The organism is Spiroplasma endosymbiont of Panzeria rudis (genome assembly GCF_964019705.1).
In the GTDB taxonomy this organism is placed as follows: Bacteria; Bacillota_I; Bacilli_A; order Mycoplasmatales; family VBWQ01; genus Spiroplasma_E; species Spiroplasma_E ixodetis_A.
This window is the reverse complement of sequence record NZ_OZ026460.1, coordinates 1,086,823-1,105,774: the sequence shown is the minus strand read 5'-3', so window position 1 is coordinate 1,105,774 and position 18,952 is coordinate 1,086,823. Positions and strand designations below refer to the sequence as shown.

The following is an 18,952-nucleotide window of genomic DNA, read 5'->3' as shown; positions in this document are numbered from 1 at the left end:
TTTTCACCTACTTTATTTTTCATTAGGTAATTCTTCAACTACTAAAATTAAAATAATCGCTGCTATTACTTCACATATTCATACAATTAATGAGATTAATGAAAAAAATAATAATACTGGTATTGATCAAAAAACTAGACTACCGCTTAACATTAATGTTGATAATATTAATGTTGAAATAGCAGTAATTCTAAATGAAGATTTCTTTTTAAGTTTCTTTGCTGGTATCATAAAACAAATAATACTGACTAAAATTGCAATTCCAACATATGATAATGATAAAGCTAATTGTAGTTTACTAAATTCAAACCCCATTTTTTGCCCAACAAATGCATTAACTATTAATAGTATTAAAAAAGCAATACTACCAATAATTTGCACAATTGGTGATCAAAAAAGTAAAGCTCTTGAAACTTTTATTTTATTAAGAACATCAAACTTTTTAGTTTTTTTATTTGGAACATAATTGTTTTCTTGAATGTCAGAATCAGGATTTTGTAAATTACTTTTTAACATAATATTTTTTTCCTTTCTTGCTAGTATATTTTCAAATTAATTATAGCAAAACTATAACCTTTTTATAATTAATATTATCTTAAAACTAAACATTAAAAAGGAAATGACAAATATCACCATCTTCAACTATATAATTTTTACCTTCAACTCTCATTTTTCCCTTTTCCTGAACATTTTTTTCACTACCCAATAATTCTATATCTTGATAATTATAAACTTTAAGTCTAATAAAACCTTTCATGAAATCTGTATGAATGATACCAGCACACTCTGGTGCTTTCATTCCTTTAATAAAAGTTCAAGCATGAACTTCTTTGGGTCCAACAGTAAAATAAGTACCTAAATTTAATAGTTTATAAGTTGCTAATACAATTTGATCAATTCCTGATTCAAAAATATTTAACTCTTTAAACATTTCTTTTTTTTCTTCTGCTTCTAATTCAGAAAGTTCACATTCTGTCTTAGCACAAACAACAATTACAGTAATATTTTTTTTGCTAATATATTGTTGTAATTGTTCAACATATTTATTAGTTTTAGTTATTAAATCTTTTTCATTAATATTAGCAATAACAATTATTGGTTTAGCAGTTAAAAAATTATAAGGTTTAATCATTAGTAATTCTTCTGAACTTAACTTTTGATTGCGAATAGCAATACCATTGTTTAATTCATTATTAATTTTTTCTAATAAAGCTACCTCAGCAATACCTTGTTTATCTCTAGTTATTTGCGATTTTTTACGAACTTTTTCTTTTCGTTTACTTATTACTTCTTGATCAGCTAACATTAATTCCAATTCAATAATTTCAAAATCATTAATTGGATCAATTTTATTTTCAACATGAGTAACATTAATATCATCAAAACAACGAATAACTTCGCATATTGCATCAACCGTTCTAATATTGGCAAGAAATTGATTACCTAATCCTTCACCTTTACTAGCGCCTTTGACAAGTCCAGCAATATCATGTAATTCTAAAATTGTTGGTACAACTTTTTGTGGATTAAAAATTTTTATTAAATTTAAAATTCTTGAATCATTGACTGGAACGCTACCAATATTTGGTTTTATAGTAGCGAAAGGATAATTTTCAATTAATACTTGTGAATTGGTTATGGCTTTAAATAATGTTGATTTACCTACATTAGGTAAACCAACGATACCAGCAGTTAACATATAATATACACCTGTTTCTTTTACTTATATGATTACATCGTATCATATAAATTATAAAGAAAAATATAAAATTAATTATCAATTAAGAAAAATTTAATTTTGGAGTTGATTTGGATGGTAATGGTACAGTATTTACTAAATTATTAGATTCATTAATAGTATTACCAGCAAGTTCTTCATCATCGCTTTCATCATCAAAAGGATTTGTACTAACTGGTTTAGGAGTAATCTGACCAGAACAAATGCCACTATCACTAGATGCTGTTCTAGTAAGACAATGATTAAATTCTTGATGAGATGATTCAGTACTGCTTTCTAAATCACTATACTGTGGAAAACTATAACTATTAAGTTCTCTTAATATTTTATCGATATCAATAATAGAATAATCATTTTCTTCAAATTCAGAAGAAAGTGAACTTATCGCACTATCAGTACTATTTGAACGTGATAATTTAGGTTTTTTTTCAATTATTCATTCATCTCAAGGCTCAGATGTTGGTAATAGTTCTGGTATACTTTGTCTTTGATAAGGTACGCTTATTTTATCTATTGATGTTTTATTTTCATTTAAATTTGCAATTAAAGTTCCAAAATTTTTTATATTATTTTCTTTAATCACTTTGATATTTCTTTTTGTTTTTTTTCATGTTTGGATGGGTTACACTTTATTGGACACTAATTACGTAGACAAGTGAACAAATTAGTGAAAAGAAAGGAACTATAATTATGGCCAATATTAACTCATATTCAGATGAATTTAAAAAACAAATAGTAGCTTTATATCAAAGTGGTAAGTCAGTGTCTTGTCTTGCTAAAGAGTACAATGTTACAAGAGCAGCTACTTACAATTGAATTAAGCAATTTACTAATTCAGGCAGTTTTAAAACTAAAGATAATCGTTCTGTTGAAGAAAATGAATTAATTAAATTAAGAAAAGAATTAAAACAGTTACGAATGGAAAATGACATTTTAAAGCAAGCAGCACTAATAATAGGCAGAAAATAGAAATTATTGCTAAAAATAAAGTTAAATATAAAATTCGTAAAATGTGTCGTTTTTTAAAAATTTCTAAATCAACATATTATTTTAATTTAAATAAAAAAGAAGATAAAATTAAAAATAATATGTATGATGAAGCTGTTATTAGTGCTTTTAAAGAAAATAAAGAAGTTTATGGAACAAGAAGATTAAAAGTTGTTCTAGAAAATAAAGGAATTTATTTATCAAGACGAAAAATTAAAAAAATTATGAATAAACATAATTTAATATCAAAATACACTAAATTATCATTCAAAAATCATAATAACAGAGTTAATAATAGTCAAGTAACAAATCTTGTTAATAGAAATTTTAATAATAGGGTTAAAAATGAAGTTATTGTCAGTGATTTAACTTATGTTCAAGTTAATGGCAAATGAAACTATATTTGCCTATTAATAGACTTATTTAACCGCGAAATTATTGGACATAGTGTTGGATTTAAAAAAGATGCATCATTAGTATATCAAGCATTTATGCAATCAAATCGCTGTTTAAAAAATATACAAATATTTCATAGTGATCGCGGTAATGAATTTAATAATAAAATTATTAATAATCTTTTATTAGCATTCAACATTAATCGTTCTTTAAGCAAAAAAGGTTGTCCTTATGACAATGCTGTTGCTGAAGCAACTTTCAAAACTTTTAAGACCGAATTTATCAATGATAAAAATTTTACATCATTAATCCAATTAAAATTAGAATTATTTGATTATATCAATTGATACAACAACATAAGAATCCACAGCACTTTAAACTACTTAACCCCCATTAAATATCAAACACAAATGTCCACCAAAAAATAGTCCTAAAAAGGGTTGCCATTCCAACTTTTACTAGCATTCAATATTAATCGCTCTTTAAGCAAAAAAGGTTGTCCTTATGATAACGCTGTTGCTGAAGCAACTTTTAAAACTTTCAAAATTGAATTTATTAATGATAAAAATTTTACATCATTAATCCAATTAAAATTAGAATTATTTGATTACATCAACTGATATAACAACATAAGAATTCACAGCACTTTAAACTACTTAACTCCAGTTAATTATCAAAAATAAATGTCTACCAAAAAATAGTCCTAAAAAGGGTTGCCATTCCATATTAATATATGAAAAATATTTAAAAATATTAAAATCATTTTTATTTATAAAAAGTTTAAATTATAATAAATATTTTATACAATATTTCATTTTTTTTATTATAATTTAGTAGACTATTAATAAACATATTTTATAAGGAGTGAAATATATATAATGTTAAAAATGAAAGGTATTGGTGCTAGTAATGGCATTGCTCTAGCCAAAGCATTAATCTTAAAACATGAAACTATCAAAACTAATCCTAAAAAAATTAATGAAAAAGAAATAGAAGGAGAAGTTAAAAAGTTACATGATGCCTTAAAAATAGCAGGTGATGAAATTAAACAACTCATCCAAAATACAACAAAAACTTTGGGTGAAGAAAAAGCCGCTGTTTTTGAAGCTCATTTTTTAGTAACAACTGATCCAGTATTAATTGAAGATACTGAAAAGTTAATTAAAGAAGAAAAATATAATGCTGCTAATGCTTTAGAAAGTACTGCTAATAAAGCAATTGCAACATTGCAAGCAATGGATGATGATTATTTTCGTGAACGTGCTGCTGATGTTATTGATGTTCGTGATCGAATTTTACGTAAAATTTTAAATATTAAAACTATTGATTTAAGTGCAATTAAAGAAGAAACAATTATTGTTAGTCATGATCTAACACCTTCAGAAACAAGTCAATTGAATCCTAAGTTTGTTAAAGGATTTTTATGTGATATTGGTGGTAGAACTTCTCATGCAGCAATTATGGCTCGTAGTCTTGGTATTCCAGCAGTTCTTGGGTTAAAAAATGTTACTACAAAAGTAAAAAATAATCAATTTTGTGTATTAGATGGTAATACTGGTGAAATTGAAATTGATTTAAATAGTAGTGAAAAAAATAAATGAGTTGCTAAACAAAACGCATGAATTGAAGAACAAAAAGAATTATTAGTATTTAAAGGTAAATTAACTAAAACCAGTGATAATCATGAAGTAAAGTTAGAAGCAAATATTGGTTCACCTAAAGATATGATTAAAGCAATTGAATATGATGCACAAGGAGTAGGACTTTTTAGAAGTGAATTTCTTTATATGGAAAGTAGTGATTTTCCAAGTGAAGATATTCAATTTGAAGAATATAAAAAAGTATTGTCTGCTACTAAACATAAAGTTGTTATTAGAACTTTAGATATTGGTGGTGATAAAGAATTATCATATTTAGATTTACTAAAAGAAATGAATCCTTTCCTTGGTTATCGTGCCATTCGTTTGTGTTTAGATCGTAAAGATATTTTTAAAACTCAGTTACGTGCTTTAATTCGTGCTTCAGCTTTTGGTAAATTAGCTATTATGTTTCCAATGATTGCTACTGTTGAAGAATTTAAAGCAGCTAAATCATTATATGAAACTTGCAAAAAAGAATTAATTAAAGAAAAAGTTAAAGTTAGTGATGATATTCAAGTTGGAATGATGATTGAAATTCCAGCAGCAGCAGTTAATGCAGAAATATTTGCTAAATATGCGGATTTCTTTTCAATTGGAACTAATGATTTAATTCAATATAGTTTAGCCGCTGATCGTATGTCAGAAAAAGTGTCTTATTTATATCAACCATATCATCCATCAATTTTACGTTTGATTAAGATGACAATTGATGGTGGACATAAATATAATCGTCCTGTTGCCATGTGTGGTGAAATGGCTGGTGATAAAATTGCTGTTCCACTACTAGTTGGTCTAGGGCTAGATGAATTTTCAATGTCTGCATCTAGTGTTTTAGAAACTAGAAAAATTATTATTACTTTAAATAAAAAGGATACAGAAATATTAGCATCAAAAGCATTACAATGTGAAACCAATGAAGAAGTTAAATCATTAGTAGAAAAATTTTTATCAAAAAAATAAAAATATTATTTATTTTTAAAGTTACATTATTTAATGTTAAAATTATAAACATCTAATTTACATAATTTTGAGGAGAATCGACATATGTTTTTCAAGAAAAAAAAACAATTACCTTTATTAATTTATGCACCAGTTACTGGTAAAGTTATTAACCTTAGTAAAGTTGAAGATCCAGTATTTGCTCAGGAAATGTTAGGGACTGGTTTTGCTATTATTCCTGAATATAAAGGTAAAGATGGAGTTGAATTTGTATCACCATTTGATGGAAAATTAGCAACAGTATTTAATACAGGACATGCTTATGGTATTAAAGATGTAAATACAGGTATTGAATGTTTAGTTCATATTGGTATTGATACTGTTGAATTAGCTGGTAAGGGCTTTGATATTAAAGTTGAACAAGGTAAACCAATTAAAAAATCAGAAGTAATGGTAGTTGCTAATTTACAAGAAGTTAAGAATAAAGGTAAAAAAGTAACAACACCAATTGTTTTCACTAATGAAACAATGGAAGGTTATGTTGTAAAGCAAGTAGTAAAAGATGATGAACAAGTAACGGTTGGTCAATTAATTGCTGAAGTCACTAAGAAATAAATATTTTTATTAAAACAAAACCATTTAAGGTTTTGTTTTAATAAAAATAAAATTAATTTGATAAAATATTAATAAGTATTTATATATTATTGGAGGGTATCATTTATTATGGATAATTTTTGGCAACATTATTGATGAGCAATACTTATCGTAGTTTTAGCTATGTTAATAATACTTTATATTTTATATAGAATTTATCAAATTTTCCATATTGATTATCACTGAGAACTGAATCGTCATTTTCCACAATGAAGTAACGAGGGAATCATCACTAGGGATAACTATTTTTTACATACTGAATTTAAATTTGTTGATAATAGTAAATATATTATTATTGGTATTCATGGTATGGGTGCCTCTTTAACAGACTTTAAAACAGCTGCTAAGTTTTTTACTAAACATGGTATTTCATTTTTAAGTTTTGATCAACGAGGTTGAGGAGAAAATGAAAAATGAAAATATCATACTTTAGGAACAACTATTAATGATATTAAAGATATTATAACGGTTTTGAATGAACGTTATCCTAATAAAAAAATTTTATTAATGGGTGAATCATTAGGTTCTGCATTAACAGCATTAGCAATTAAAAGATTACCAAAAATGATTGATGGTGCAATTTTAACTAATTTTGTTACTAAGAAACAAATATTTAAAATAAAACCTTCATTAGTTTGTCATGCAATTTGAGGATTTCTATTTTATAAACATCATCCATTACCTATTACTTTTGATATGGAAACAATTTCTATTAATTCTAATTATATTAAAAAAGGGAAAATTAGAGCAATGACTAATATGAAATTTACATTATTATTTTCCTTACAAGCACAAAAATTAAGTAAACAAGTACCAAAAAATCTTAATAGTGCTAAATGTCCGGTTTTGATTGTTCAATCTGCAAAAGATATATTTGCTGATTTTGATAAAATTGCAAAAAATAATAAACGTTGAAGACAAGGGATAACTTATAGTTTTTATGAAGAAGGTAATCATGCGATTTTAAATGAACCCAATATTAATATTATTTTAGAAGATATTTTAACTTGAATAGAAAAAGAACATATATAATGATTATTTATGATATTAGATCAAAAAATAATTAGAAAATTTAAAAATAGTAAATAATAGTTGATTGCGTAATTTTTATTTTATAGTTATAATAGTATTTATAATTTAATAATTGTTCATACCTAGTATAGTAATTTAACTATACTAGGTTTTATTAAATTAAAATTATATGTGAAAAGGAAGATAAAAATTATGAATATTATTACAGATCAAAAAGAATTAATGAATGAAATTGAAGGTTTATTAGAAGAAATTGAAAATAAAATTGAAGTAGAAAGAAGAATTGATAAAACTAAAAAAGAAATATTAGGTGATATTTCAGATTCTGTAGGAACTCCTGCCTATATGCAAACAGCTCTGGACTAGTACAATATATTAAACAACAATTAAACGAGGAGAAGTCAAAAAACAAATCCTAATATTAAACAATTAATGTCAATTATGTCAGAACTTAATGAAGTAAAAGAAAAAATAGATGTCACAGGTCAAGATTATAATTGACGTAATGCTAGAAAATATAAAACATCTAATAATCCAGAATTTTTAAAAAGAATTGAAAACCTTAAAGTTGAGTGTTTAGAAATTCACGAAGAATATTTAATTAATAATTCTAATCAAATGGCAGAAAACCAACCATCAGCATCTAATCAAAGTAGTGTAAGACAACATTCATTGTAAAAATAATGCCTTAATTAAGGCATCATTTTTTATATATTAAATTTAATTATTTTTTAAATTGAAAACTAATATTATCTAAATCAATTCCTAAACTACAACCAGCAATTAAATTTGGTGATGAAGTAACACGTGCATTTCATTGATAATAAATATTATTATCATCATGGTATACATAAAGTTCAATAATTGGAAGTTGAATAATAAGATCAGAAATTGCTACAACATTATAAGGATTTTGTAGTTCATATTTAATATTTTTATTAGTAGTAATATTATTAGTATCACCAGTAAGATTATTATTTTCTTTATATGTACCCATATTATTAATTGATAGTTTAGAATTATTAAAATTAAATTTAGGATAAAGTTGTGAAAATTGTTCTCAATTTTTTGCATATTTAGTTCAATTTAAAATGATTTGTTGATCACTATTTTTTGATCAATCATTTTTATTAATATTGCTAAAGTCTTCTTTATAATGATAGTTAATACTTTGTTTTATATTTTGAACATTTCATTTTGTATAGTAAATTGCTACTAAGTTATTATCATTATCAAAAATAAAATTTAATGAATAATCTTTTATATTTAGGAAAAGGGGTGAATTTTTAATAAAGTTAAAGATGTTATTATTTTCAACAATTAAGTTAATAATATTATTTGTTAATTGGTTACTAATTAGTTTGTTTAAACTGCTTTTATTAATGAATTGTTGACTAATATTATAAGCTATTGCTAAAGAAATTTTATTATTAATAGCAGCATCAGCAATGTAATATAATCCTAAGTTCTCACTAAGATTGTTATTATTTTCAATTTTAGAAGCACCAGCAATGTTAGAAATATCAATATTTTGTTCAAGACCACCAAATTGTAAATATGTTCAATTATTGTCACCAATAAAATTATTTTGTTGATATTCACTAAAATTGTAAGCATCAGAATAATTAGGATTGCTTTTAAGTGATGTTACTTTTTTGTGGCTGTTCATTTCTTGTTTTGTATTTTCAATATTTACTTTATCTTCATTAGGAATAGTAACTTTGGTATTATAAACTAGGTTACCTGTTGTATCTACTAAGAAGACGTTTCTAGCATTGGTAAAAGTATAACTTTTTAATGCTGAAGTATCATAACTATAAAATTTATGATCGGTTGTTGATTGGTTAGTAATTCAGTCACTATTATTTAAATATTGATATTGATTATTAAATAATGATGTTTGATTAGTAGTGGCGTTTGCTTTTTGTAAATCATTTTTGCTACTATTAAAGTGATTCACACTAGTTAAAATAGTGGTACTTGTTGCTAGTGAAAAAATACCAACTGTTAAAATATTTATTGTTTTTCTCATATTTTATACCTTTAAAGTTAATATATAATTTTAATAAAGATATAAAGTTTATATCATCATTAAAATTATAACGATATTAAACTATCGTTATTTATATTATAGTACTTTTAGCGAAATTCTACAATTATGAGTTAAATATTTATTTAACTTTTCTCATAGATTCAAAAAAAGATTTAATTTGAAAATTTTCAGTACTTATTACTAGTCTAGGAGCTTTTAATTCTGTTAAAATTTGATTTAAAATTTTGCAAATTTCTTCTACAAATAATTTTAATGTTTTAATAACATTAAATCCAAAAATAAATATATAATTTTTTCTATTATCAATAAATTCATAATAATTATAATTAGTATCAACTCAAATTCATAAATAATTAGGATTTGAATTTATTTGATTGATTGAAATATATTTTTCCATTTTTTCTTCTTTAATAAGATTTAAAATTCATGTACTTCTTTCATTATCATTAACTATTTTAAAATAATGAATAAAACTATTAATAATTAAATTATCATAATCCATTTTTTTTAGTTGTTGATTAATAATTTTGTTTTTATTAAAAATCTGTTTTTCAGATAACATAATTAAATTATTTTTAACTGCAAAATTTAATTTTGTTTTTAAATTTTCATATGATACTTGCTTTTTTTCTGAATTGTAACCTTGCATAAAAATACTATGTGTTAATAAATTACGCATAAATTTTAATCAAAAAATAATATTTAATTTCTCAAAATTATTTTTAATTTTATTTATTTTACTTTTATTTTTTTTAGTTAAATTTTTACTTTTATATATGTTTAAAATTTCAAAAGAAAAATAAACAAGTTCATACACATCATATAAATAATTTACTAAAGTTCTAATATTAGTGATAATACTACATTTAGATTTTTCTAATATAATTAAATCATTACTAATACTTGTAATATTAACTCTAGCATTTAGTAATTTTTGTATTTGTTTTTGATCATAAGATCACTTTTTTTCTTTAGAAGCCTCATTTAATAAAACTGAAGCAAAAAAATCTATATATTCAAATATATAACTTTCTAATTTAACTATTGCATTAAGTTTATCTTCATAGGAATTATTATTTTTCATATTATTATATTCCTTACTAAATTTGAAAATATTAATTTTATTTTTTAATTTAAATATGGGAATATTAATGGTTCATTAAAAATTTTACCCCATAATTCCAGCTTCATATAAATGTTTAAAGTGACCTTCTTTAACTTTTAATTCATCAAAAGTACCAACTTGAACTAAACCTTTTTCTTTTTCTAAAACTAAAATCTTATCAACAGTTTTAATTGTTGATAAACGATGGGCAATAATAATACTAGTACGACCAATCATTAATTTATTAAATTGTGCTTGTATTTCCTTTTCGACAATATTATCTAAAGCACTAGTAGCTTCATCTAAAATTAATAGTTCTGGATTTTTTAAAAAGATACGAGCAATAGCTACTCTTTGTTTTTGACCACCAGATAAGTTAATCCCACGTTCACCTAAAATTGTATTATAACCATTAGGTAATTGTTCAATGTAATCATGTAAGTTAGCTTTACTTGCAGCAATTTTGATTTCTTCTAAAGTTGCTCCTTGCTTAGTATAACTAATGTTTTCGGCAAATGTGCCAAATAAAATTTGTGGATCTTGTTCAATATAGCCAATATGATGTAAGTATTGTGCTAAGTCAATATCACGTAAATCAGTATTATTATTAATTAAAATTCTTCCTTCAGCAGGGTCATAGTAACGTAGTAATAACTTAGAAATAGTAGTTTTTCCGACACCAGTTGCACCAACAATAGCATAACTTTTACCTTTTTCAAAAGTGAAAGAGAAGTTATTTAAAATTCAGTCTTCTTTTTCATCATAGCGGAAATTAACATTTTCAAAAATAATATCACTAGTAATTTGTTTTACTGGTAAGGCTTTTTCTTTATTAACTATTTTTGGTTTAATATTAAGAATTTCATTAACTCTTAAAATTGAAGTTGATGTTTTAGCTCAATTACCTAAGAATTGAATACTTTGAATAACTGGGAAAATTAAAGTGTTGACTGCTAATAAAAAAGCAATTAGTGTTGAAACACTAATGATGTGTTTACTTACAAACATGAAACCAGCAACTAAACCAACAATGTTAATTCCTGTTAGTAATGTAATTAGTAATGCTCTAGTAAAACTTTCAAAAGTAATAGTTTTTTTTGCTGCTTGATAATATTTAAGATGTTCATTAGAAAATCTTTTATTTTCACTTTTTTCTGTAGCATTACTTTTAATTAAAGTAATAGTATTTAGTCGATCAGTAATATCAGCATTAACTTCAGTGTAAACTTTTCTTCATTTATAGTTTAAATAACGAATAATTTGAACATTTAATACTGATATTATTAAAATTGATAAAACAATACCTAAAACAATTAATGATAATTGTCAATTTAAAGAAAAAATAACGTAAATTGAACCAAAAAAAGTCACAATTGAACTAAGCATAGTTAAAGGAATAGATTGCATATTTTCACCAATAACACTAGTATCACTAATTAGTTTTGTTAAAGTGTCACCAATTTTGCGATCTTCATAATATGACATATCTAAATCTAGTAAATGTTTTAAAACTTTATTTCGATATTCAATTTCAACTTTAACACCAATGATGCTTCCTGTTAAATTACGAAAGTACATAAATAATCCTGATGCAATTTGTAAACTAATTAAAATATAAGCTAAAGTAGTAATTTTTTCTCATTGAAAACCATCGGGGGTAGCTAAAAAAATATTAGTAATTTTAGGAATAATTACTGAAATTATTGAAGAAGCAATAGTGGTTAGTATTGCAATTAGATAAAGTAGTGGATATTTTTTAAAGTATTTAATAACTGCGCTTAAGAAACCACTTTTTTTTATTTTTAATTTCATTATCATCGAGGCTTTTTAATAATCTGTGTATCTTTGTTTTACAAAGTTACTAATTTAGATTAATTCTGTCTTCAAATTTTATCATAAAATGAGCAATTGCTGTATTTCAATTTTGAATAGGCAATGTTCATTTTTTTGTTATATTTTCAATTGCCAAGTAAAATATTTTGAAAACTGCCATATCATTAGGAAAAACTTTTTTATTTCTGATGATTTTTCGTAATTGACTATTAACAGATTCAATAGCATTTGTAGTATAAATCACTCTTTTGATTTCTACTGGATAACTAATAAAAACCATTAAATTATCTCAATTTTTATATCAAGATTTAGTAATTTGAGGATATTGTTTATTTCATTTACTTTCAAACGATTCTAAAGCTTGCATTGCTTGTTCTTCACTACATGCACTATAAATTGGTTTTAAATCTGCAACTAGACCTTTTCGATGTTTGTATGAAACATATTTTAAACTATTTCTAATTTGATGAACAATGCATAATTGATGTTCTGTTTTAGGATAAACTGATTGTATTGCTTCTGACATGCCTGTTAAATTATCACTACAAGCAATAAGAATATCATTTAAGCCACGATTTTTCATTTCTGTGAAATTAGATAATCAAAACTTAGAACCTTCATTTTCACTAATTCATAATCCTAAAACATCTTTTTTGCCTTCTAAATCAACTCCTAATGCTATATAAACTGATTTGTTAATAATCCGTTTATCTTGTCGTACTTTAACTACTATACAATCAAAATAAACAATAGGATAAATACTTTCTAATGGTCGATTTTGTCATGCTTTAACATCATCAATAACATCATCAGTAATTTGACTAATAACACTTTCACTAATATCAGCACCATGATATAACTCTTGCAACTGCATTCTAATGTCAGATAATGTCATTCCTTTTGCATACAAGGAAAGAACTTGTTGATCAAAACCATCAAATCTTCTTTGCCTTTTAGGAACTATTACAGGAGTAAAATTACTATTGCGATCTCTTGGTACATCAATTTCAATTTTACCTTGTTGAGTTATTAATTTTTTTGAACTTGTACCATTACGAGCATTTTCAGTAGTACTATGTTGATTTTTTTCATATCCTAAATAATTTTGCATTTCAGAATTCAACATTTTTTCAACTAATCTTTTTGTTAATTCTTTATATAAACCGCCAGGTTTAAAAACTGTTGTTAAATCTTCAGTATTTTCTAGTAATAAATCTACTGCTTTTGATATTGGATCATTATTATTAAAGTTATCTTTTTTAGCCATCTGTAACTCACTCTTTCTAGTCATTTAATTATATTTACTAGAATTAATTAAACATAGTTATTTTTGTAAGTTACACAGATTACTAAACATTTCCTTATAATTCTATAGTATTACAAAACTTTGATATAATGTTATCATTTTGGTCTTCTCAAACAATATTTATTGTTAATATTTGGTTTTTATTTTCTTTAATTTATCATCAAAAAGAGCAGACAAATAGATTCACTAATATTTATAGTCAAATTAATTTAACAATATACATAACTATTACTGCCCTTATTTTTTGAGTGGGGATATTTATTGATAGTGTTTCAAAGTTAGATTTAGAACTTAATTGATTTTGAAAATTGAATAATTTATCTTTATTTTGTTCCTTTTTAGATCATTTAGTATCACCAATATTGATGATTACTTTTTTAATTTTAACTTTTAAAAAAAATAAATTTAATATCAATATTAAAAAACAATTTATATTAGTAGTTATTTATCTAACTTATATTTATATTAGAGCCAGCATTTTACAAACAAATGATGTTAAAAATTTTATTTATCCTTATAATATTCTCAACTTTAATTATTCAATTATTGGAATTTCATTATGAATTAATAGTATCTTAGTTATAATGTTAATTATTAGTACTATTATTAGTACTACATTATTTTATTTGTGAATTAATAAATTTTATTATAAAACAATTAAAGAACAAATAATAATGCAAATAAAGTAATATTTCTGCTAAATCTTAGCAATAAATATTAAACTGATTCATGGTAAAATATAAATATATATTTTAAAATAGGTGAGGTAAGATGGCATTCTTAAAAAGAATTGAAGCATATGGTTTTAAGTCATTTGCAGAGCCTTTAACAATAGAATTTGATACTAATATTGTAGGTATTGTTGGTCCTAATGGTTCTGGAAAGTCTAATATTAATGATGCTATTCGTTGAGTTTTAGGTGAACAATCAGTTAAATCATTACGTGGTGAAAATAGTGAAGATATAATTTTTAATGGTGCTAAAGGTAAACAGCCATTAAATAGTGCTCAAGTTACTTTAGTTTTTGATAATACTAATAAAATATTTAAAGTTGATTTTAATGAAGTACAAATTACTAGAAAAACTTTTCGTAATAGTTCAGAAAATGAATATTACATTAATAAAGCTCGTGTTCGTTTAAAAGATGTACAAGAAATTATTATGGGTACAGGTTTAGCTAAAGGTTCACTTGCAATTATTAGTCAAGGTAATGTTTCAAAATTTGCTGATTCTAAACCAGAAGAAAGAAGAACTTTATTTGAAGAGGCTGCGGGTGTTTCAAAATACAAAAAGAGGAAAGAAGAGTCATTACGTAAATTAGAGCGTACTAATGAAAATTTAGTTCGAGTTAATGATATTATTAGTGAAATAAGTAGAAAAATTGAACCATTAGCAAAACAAGCACAGAAAGCTAAAACTTATGTTGAATTACGTGATAATTTAAAAAAATATGAAATTACTATTATTGTTAAAGATTTGGAGACATATCATAATCAATTAAAACTTACAACAGTCAGTATAAATGATAATGAAATTTTACAACAACAACTTAATTTAAATATTAGTAAGAATGAACAACAATTAAAATTTTTAAAAAACAAAAGTTATGATTTAGATAAAAACATTAATAGTTTAGAAATGAATTTATCTAATGTTAATAGTTTATTGCAAGTTTTAGAACAACAAAAATCATTAATGAAAACAAAACAAAGTGAAATAAAAGATCAAACAGAAGTTGAAAAATTAAAAAATGAAATTGAAACTTTGCTTACTATTATTGAACAAAAAACTTTTTTACAAAAAAAAGAACAAGAAAATTTTGATAAAATTAATAATTTATTTGAAGAACTAAATGTTCAACATCAAGATTTAATTTTAGGACAAAATAATATTCATCGTGGTTTAGGCGAAAAAAAAGCACAATTAGAATCGGTAATTAATTATCAACAACGACAAAATCAAAAATATTTGGGTGTTCAAACAATTTTAAATAATAAAGATAAACTATATGGCATCATTGGAGTAGTGAGTGATTTAATTTCGGTGCCCGATCTTTATAGTGAAGCGATTGTTAAAGTATTGGGTAATACTTTAAAAAACATTGTTACGGCGACTAACAAAGATGCAACCAAGGCTGTTGAATTTTTAAAACAAAATAAAGCGGGAATTGCCACTTTTTTACCTTTAAATTCAATTCAAGTTCGAACAGCGACTAAAGAAGATGAAATTATTGTTAATAGCAAATCGGGTTATTTAAGTTTTGCTCATCATTTAGTTACAGCAGTTGATAATAGAATTCAGCCGATTATTAATTTTCTTTTAGGTCGTACTATTATTTGTGAAGACTTAGAAAGCGCAAGAGTTATTTCACAATTAATTGCTGCTAAATATCAATGTGTAACTTTAGATGGTCAATTAATTAAAGCTGGAGGTGCTATTGTTGGAGGTTATCAACATCAAAATAGTATTAATGTTTTTAAAGAAAAGTTAATAGTTTCTGAATTAAAAGAAGAAATTAAATCATTAGAACAACAATTAGTTAATATAAATGTCCAAAGAACAAGTATTGAAAGCGAATTAAATAATTATCAAGGTCAAAAGTTGACAATTACTTTAACAATAAATAAATTGATTAGTGAAATTAGTGATATCACTAATCAATCACAATTATTAACTACTCAATATCAAACATTGACTGGTAAAAAATTAGATATTGATACTACAAATCAATTAAATGATATTTTTATTCAATATGAAAATTCTAAATATGATCAAGCGACAATAAAAAGTCAATTACAATTAATTCGTAAACAGAAACATCAATTATTAGAACAAATGCAAACTTTAGAAAATGAATTATATAGTTTAAATCAAGAACATTTTATGACTAGTGATAAATTAAATAATCAAAAACTTGAGCAAGTAAAAATGGAGTCAAAAGTAGAACAACATTTAAGACGTTTAGTTGAAACTTATAATTTAACTTATGAATATGCTAGAGAACATTATAGTGAACCATTAGCAGATGAACAACAAGCACGTAATTTGGTACAACAATTACGTAGTAAGATTGAAGATTTAGGATTTGTAAATATTAATGCTATTGAAGAATTTGAAAATGAAAATGAACGTTATTTACGTTTAAAAACTAAACATGATGAATTGCAATTAGCATCACAATCGTTGTTAACAGCTATTGATGAAATGGATAATGTTATGGTAACGCAATTTGATGAAACAATAAAAGCTATTAATATGGTATTGCCAGAAACATTTCAAACTTTATTTGGTGGAGGAACTTGTAGTTTACGATATACATCACCTGATGATATTTTAAATACAGGTGTGGAAGTGCTTGCTAATCCTCCTGGTAAAAGAATTAGTAATTTAAACTTATTATCAGGTGGTGAAAAATCATTAGTTGCATTAGCAGTATTATTTGCTATTTTAAAAGTCAAGCCATTGCCATTGACAATATTAGATGAGGTTGAAGCGCCATTGGATCCAGCTAATTTAGAACGTTTTGCTAGATATGTTCGTAGTTTTTCACAATATACGCAATTTATTATTGTTACTCATCGTCCAGGCACAATGGAAAATTGTGATGTATTATATGGGACAACTATGCAAAATCAAGGAATTACGAAAATGGTAGCCATTAAATTAGCAGATGCTAAAAAAATTATTGAAAGCGATAAATCAGTGAAAAATGTTAATTATGTTGTTTAATTAAAAAGGTAGTAATAACTACCTTTTTATGTTAAATTTAAATTAATCTATAATAGAAAGATGCAAAATTAAATGGCAGATTCAAAAGATTGTTTAGACAAAAATGTAGAAGAAAAGGAAATGTTTAGTAATCTGTGTAACTTACAAAAATAACTATGTTTAATTAATTCTAGTAAATATAATTAAATGACTAGAAAGAGTGAGTTACAGATGGCTAAAAAAGATAACTTTAATAATAATGATCCAATATCAAAAGCAGTAGATTTATTACTAGAAAATACTGAAGATTTAACAACAGTTTTTAAACCTGGCGGTTTATATAAAGAATTAACAAAAAGATTAGTTGAAAAAATGTTGAATTCTGAAATGCAAAATTATTTAGGATATGAAAAAAATCAACATAGTACTACTGAAAATGCTCGTAATGGTACAAGTTCAAAAAAATTAATAACTCAACAAGGTAAAATTGAAATTGATGTACCAAGAGATCGCAATAGTAATTTTACTCCTGTAATAGTTCCTAAAAGGCAAAGAAGATTTGATGGTTTTGATCAACAAGTTCTTTCCTTGTATGCAAAAGGAATGACATTATCTGACATTAGAATGCAGTTGCAAGAGTTATATCATGGTGCTGATATTAGTGAAAGTGTTATTAGTCAAATTACTGATGATGTTATTGATGATGTTAAAGCATGACAAAATCGACCATTAGAAAGTATTTATCCTATTGTTTATTTTGATTGTATAGTAGTTAAAGTACGACAAGATAAACGGATTATTAACAAATCAGTTTATATAGCATTAGGAGTTGATTTAGAAGGCAAAAAAGATGTTTTAGGATTATGAATTAGTGAAAATGAAGGTTCTAAGTTTTGATTATCTAATTTCACAGAAATGAAAAATCGTGGCTTAAATGATATTCTTATTGCTTGTAGTGATAATTTAACAGGCATGTCAGAAGCAATACAATCAGTTTATCCTAAAACAGAACATCAATTATGCATTGTTCATCAAATTAGAAATAGTTTAAAATATGTTTCATACAAACATCGAAAAGGTCTAGTTGCAGATTTAAAACCAATTTATAGTGCATGTAGTGAAGAACAAGCAATGCAAGCTTTAGAATCGTTTGAAAGTAAATGAAATAAACAATATCCTCAAATTACTAAATCTTGATATAAAAATTGAGATAATTTAATGGTTTTTATTAGTTATCCAGTAGAAATCAAAAGAGTGATTTATACTACAAATGCTATTGAATCTGTTAATAGTCAATTACGAAAAATCATCAGAAATAAAAAAGTTTTTCCTAATGATATGGCAGTTTTCAAAATATTTTACTTGGCAATTGAAAATATAACAAAAAAATGAACATTGCCTATTCAAAATTGAAATACAGCAATTGCTCATTTTATGATAAAATTTGAAGACAGAATTAATCTAAATTAGTAACTTTGTAAAACAAAGATACACAGATTATTAAAAAGCCTCGAAGAAAACTGGAATGGCAACCCTTTTTAGGACTATTTTTTGGTAGACA

Annotated in this window: 16 protein-coding genes and 1 pseudogene; 10 read left to right on the top strand and 7 right to left on the bottom strand. The window is 24.6% G+C overall.

What is annotated here, in order from left to right:
- Positions 1–12: 12 nt before the first annotated feature.
- From AACK89_RS06095 to AACK89_RS06085, 3 genes are all read right to left on the bottom strand, one after another.
- Positions 13–516, bottom strand: a complete 504-nt coding sequence (locus AACK89_RS06095; RefSeq protein WP_252319777.1) for a hypothetical protein — start codon at positions 514–516, stop codon at positions 13–15.
- Positions 517–601: 85 nt separating this feature from the next.
- On the bottom strand, positions 602–1,699 hold the full coding sequence (ychF, locus tag AACK89_RS06090; RefSeq protein ID WP_338977985.1) for a redox-regulated ATPase YchF: 1,098 nt from the start codon (positions 1,697–1,699) through the stop codon (positions 602–604).
- An 82-nt stretch (positions 1,700–1,781) separates the two neighbouring features.
- Complete coding sequence (locus AACK89_RS06085; RefSeq protein ID WP_338977982.1) at positions 1,782–2,321, bottom strand: hypothetical protein; 540 nt, start codon at positions 2,319–2,321, stop codon at positions 1,782–1,784.
- 107 nt (positions 2,322–2,428) lie between these two features.
- On the opposite strand from AACK89_RS06085, the gene AACK89_RS06080 reads away from it, so the two are divergent.
- The 7 genes and pseudogenes from AACK89_RS06080 (at position 2,429) to AACK89_RS06050 (ending at position 8,064) form a co-directional block, all read left to right on the top strand.
- A protein-coding gene (locus AACK89_RS06080) for an IS3 family transposase (RefSeq protein ID WP_338977698.1) occupies positions 2,429–3,549 on the top strand; the annotation gives its coding sequence in 2 pieces (ribosomal slippage) (positions 2,429–2,672 and positions 2,672–3,549; 1,122 coding nt in all).
- Positions 3,550–3,573: 24 nt separating this feature from the next.
- Positions 3,574–3,804, top strand: a pseudogene (locus AACK89_RS06075) (IS3 family transposase); the annotation flags it as partial.
- A gap of 192 nt (positions 3,805–3,996) precedes the next feature.
- Positions 3,997–5,721: a phosphoenolpyruvate--protein phosphotransferase gene (ptsP, locus tag AACK89_RS06070; RefSeq protein WP_422397464.1), complete on the top strand. Its 1,725-nt coding sequence runs from the start codon at positions 3,997–3,999 to the stop codon at positions 5,719–5,721.
- A gap of 84 nt (positions 5,722–5,805) precedes the next feature.
- Complete coding sequence (locus AACK89_RS06065; protein ID WP_338975419.1) at positions 5,806–6,315, top strand: PTS glucose transporter subunit IIA; 510 nt, start codon at positions 5,806–5,808, stop codon at positions 6,313–6,315.
- 108 nt (positions 6,316–6,423) lie between these two features.
- Positions 6,424–7,386, top strand: a complete 963-nt coding sequence (locus AACK89_RS06060) for an alpha/beta hydrolase (RefSeq protein WP_338975418.1) — start codon at positions 6,424–6,426, stop codon at positions 7,384–7,386.
- 192 nt (positions 7,387–7,578) lie between these two features.
- A complete protein-coding gene (locus AACK89_RS06055; protein WP_338977978.1) occupies positions 7,579–7,752 on the top strand; it encodes a hypothetical protein in 174 nt (57 codons plus the stop codon).
- Positions 7,753–7,827: 75 nt separating this feature from the next.
- The gene (locus AACK89_RS06050) at positions 7,828–8,064 is read left to right on the top strand and encodes a hypothetical protein (protein ID WP_338977975.1); all 237 of its coding nucleotides are present in this window, start codon (positions 7,828–7,830) and stop codon (positions 8,062–8,064) included.
- A gap of 46 nt (positions 8,065–8,110) precedes the next feature.
- Here AACK89_RS06050 and AACK89_RS06045 read toward each other — a convergent pair whose 3' ends face one another.
- From AACK89_RS06045 to AACK89_RS06030, 4 genes are all read right to left on the bottom strand, one after another.
- A complete protein-coding gene (locus AACK89_RS06045; protein WP_338977972.1) occupies positions 8,111–9,418 on the bottom strand; it encodes a hypothetical protein in 1,308 nt (435 codons plus the stop codon).
- Positions 9,419–9,557: 139 nt separating this feature from the next.
- Positions 9,558–10,523: a hypothetical protein gene (locus AACK89_RS06040; protein ID WP_338977970.1), complete on the bottom strand. Its 966-nt coding sequence runs from the start codon at positions 10,521–10,523 to the stop codon at positions 9,558–9,560.
- 84 nt (positions 10,524–10,607) lie between these two features.
- Positions 10,608–12,362 carry an ABC transporter ATP-binding protein gene (locus AACK89_RS06035; protein ID WP_338977967.1) on the bottom strand — a complete coding sequence of 585 codons (1,755 nt, stop codon included), beginning with the start codon at positions 12,360–12,362 and terminating at the stop codon, positions 10,608–10,610.
- A gap of 43 nt (positions 12,363–12,405) precedes the next feature.
- Positions 12,406–13,644: an IS256 family transposase gene (locus tag AACK89_RS06030; RefSeq protein ID WP_281749630.1), complete on the bottom strand. Its 1,239-nt coding sequence runs from the start codon at positions 13,642–13,644 to the stop codon at positions 12,406–12,408.
- 404 nt (positions 13,645–14,048) lie between these two features.
- On the opposite strand from AACK89_RS06030, the gene AACK89_RS06025 reads away from it, so the two are divergent.
- From AACK89_RS06025 to AACK89_RS06015, 3 genes are all read left to right on the top strand, one after another.
- A complete protein-coding gene (locus AACK89_RS06025; RefSeq protein ID WP_338977964.1) occupies positions 14,049–14,372 on the top strand; it encodes a hypothetical protein in 324 nt (107 codons plus the stop codon).
- 82 nt (positions 14,373–14,454) lie between these two features.
- A complete protein-coding gene (locus AACK89_RS06020) occupies positions 14,455–17,412 on the top strand; it encodes an AAA family ATPase (RefSeq protein WP_338977961.1) in 2,958 nt (985 codons plus the stop codon).
- A 210-nt stretch (positions 17,413–17,622) separates the two neighbouring features.
- Positions 17,623–18,861: an IS256 family transposase gene (locus tag AACK89_RS06015; RefSeq protein ID WP_281749630.1), complete on the top strand. Its 1,239-nt coding sequence runs from the start codon at positions 17,623–17,625 to the stop codon at positions 18,859–18,861.
- Positions 18,862–18,952: the final 91 nt, after the last annotated feature.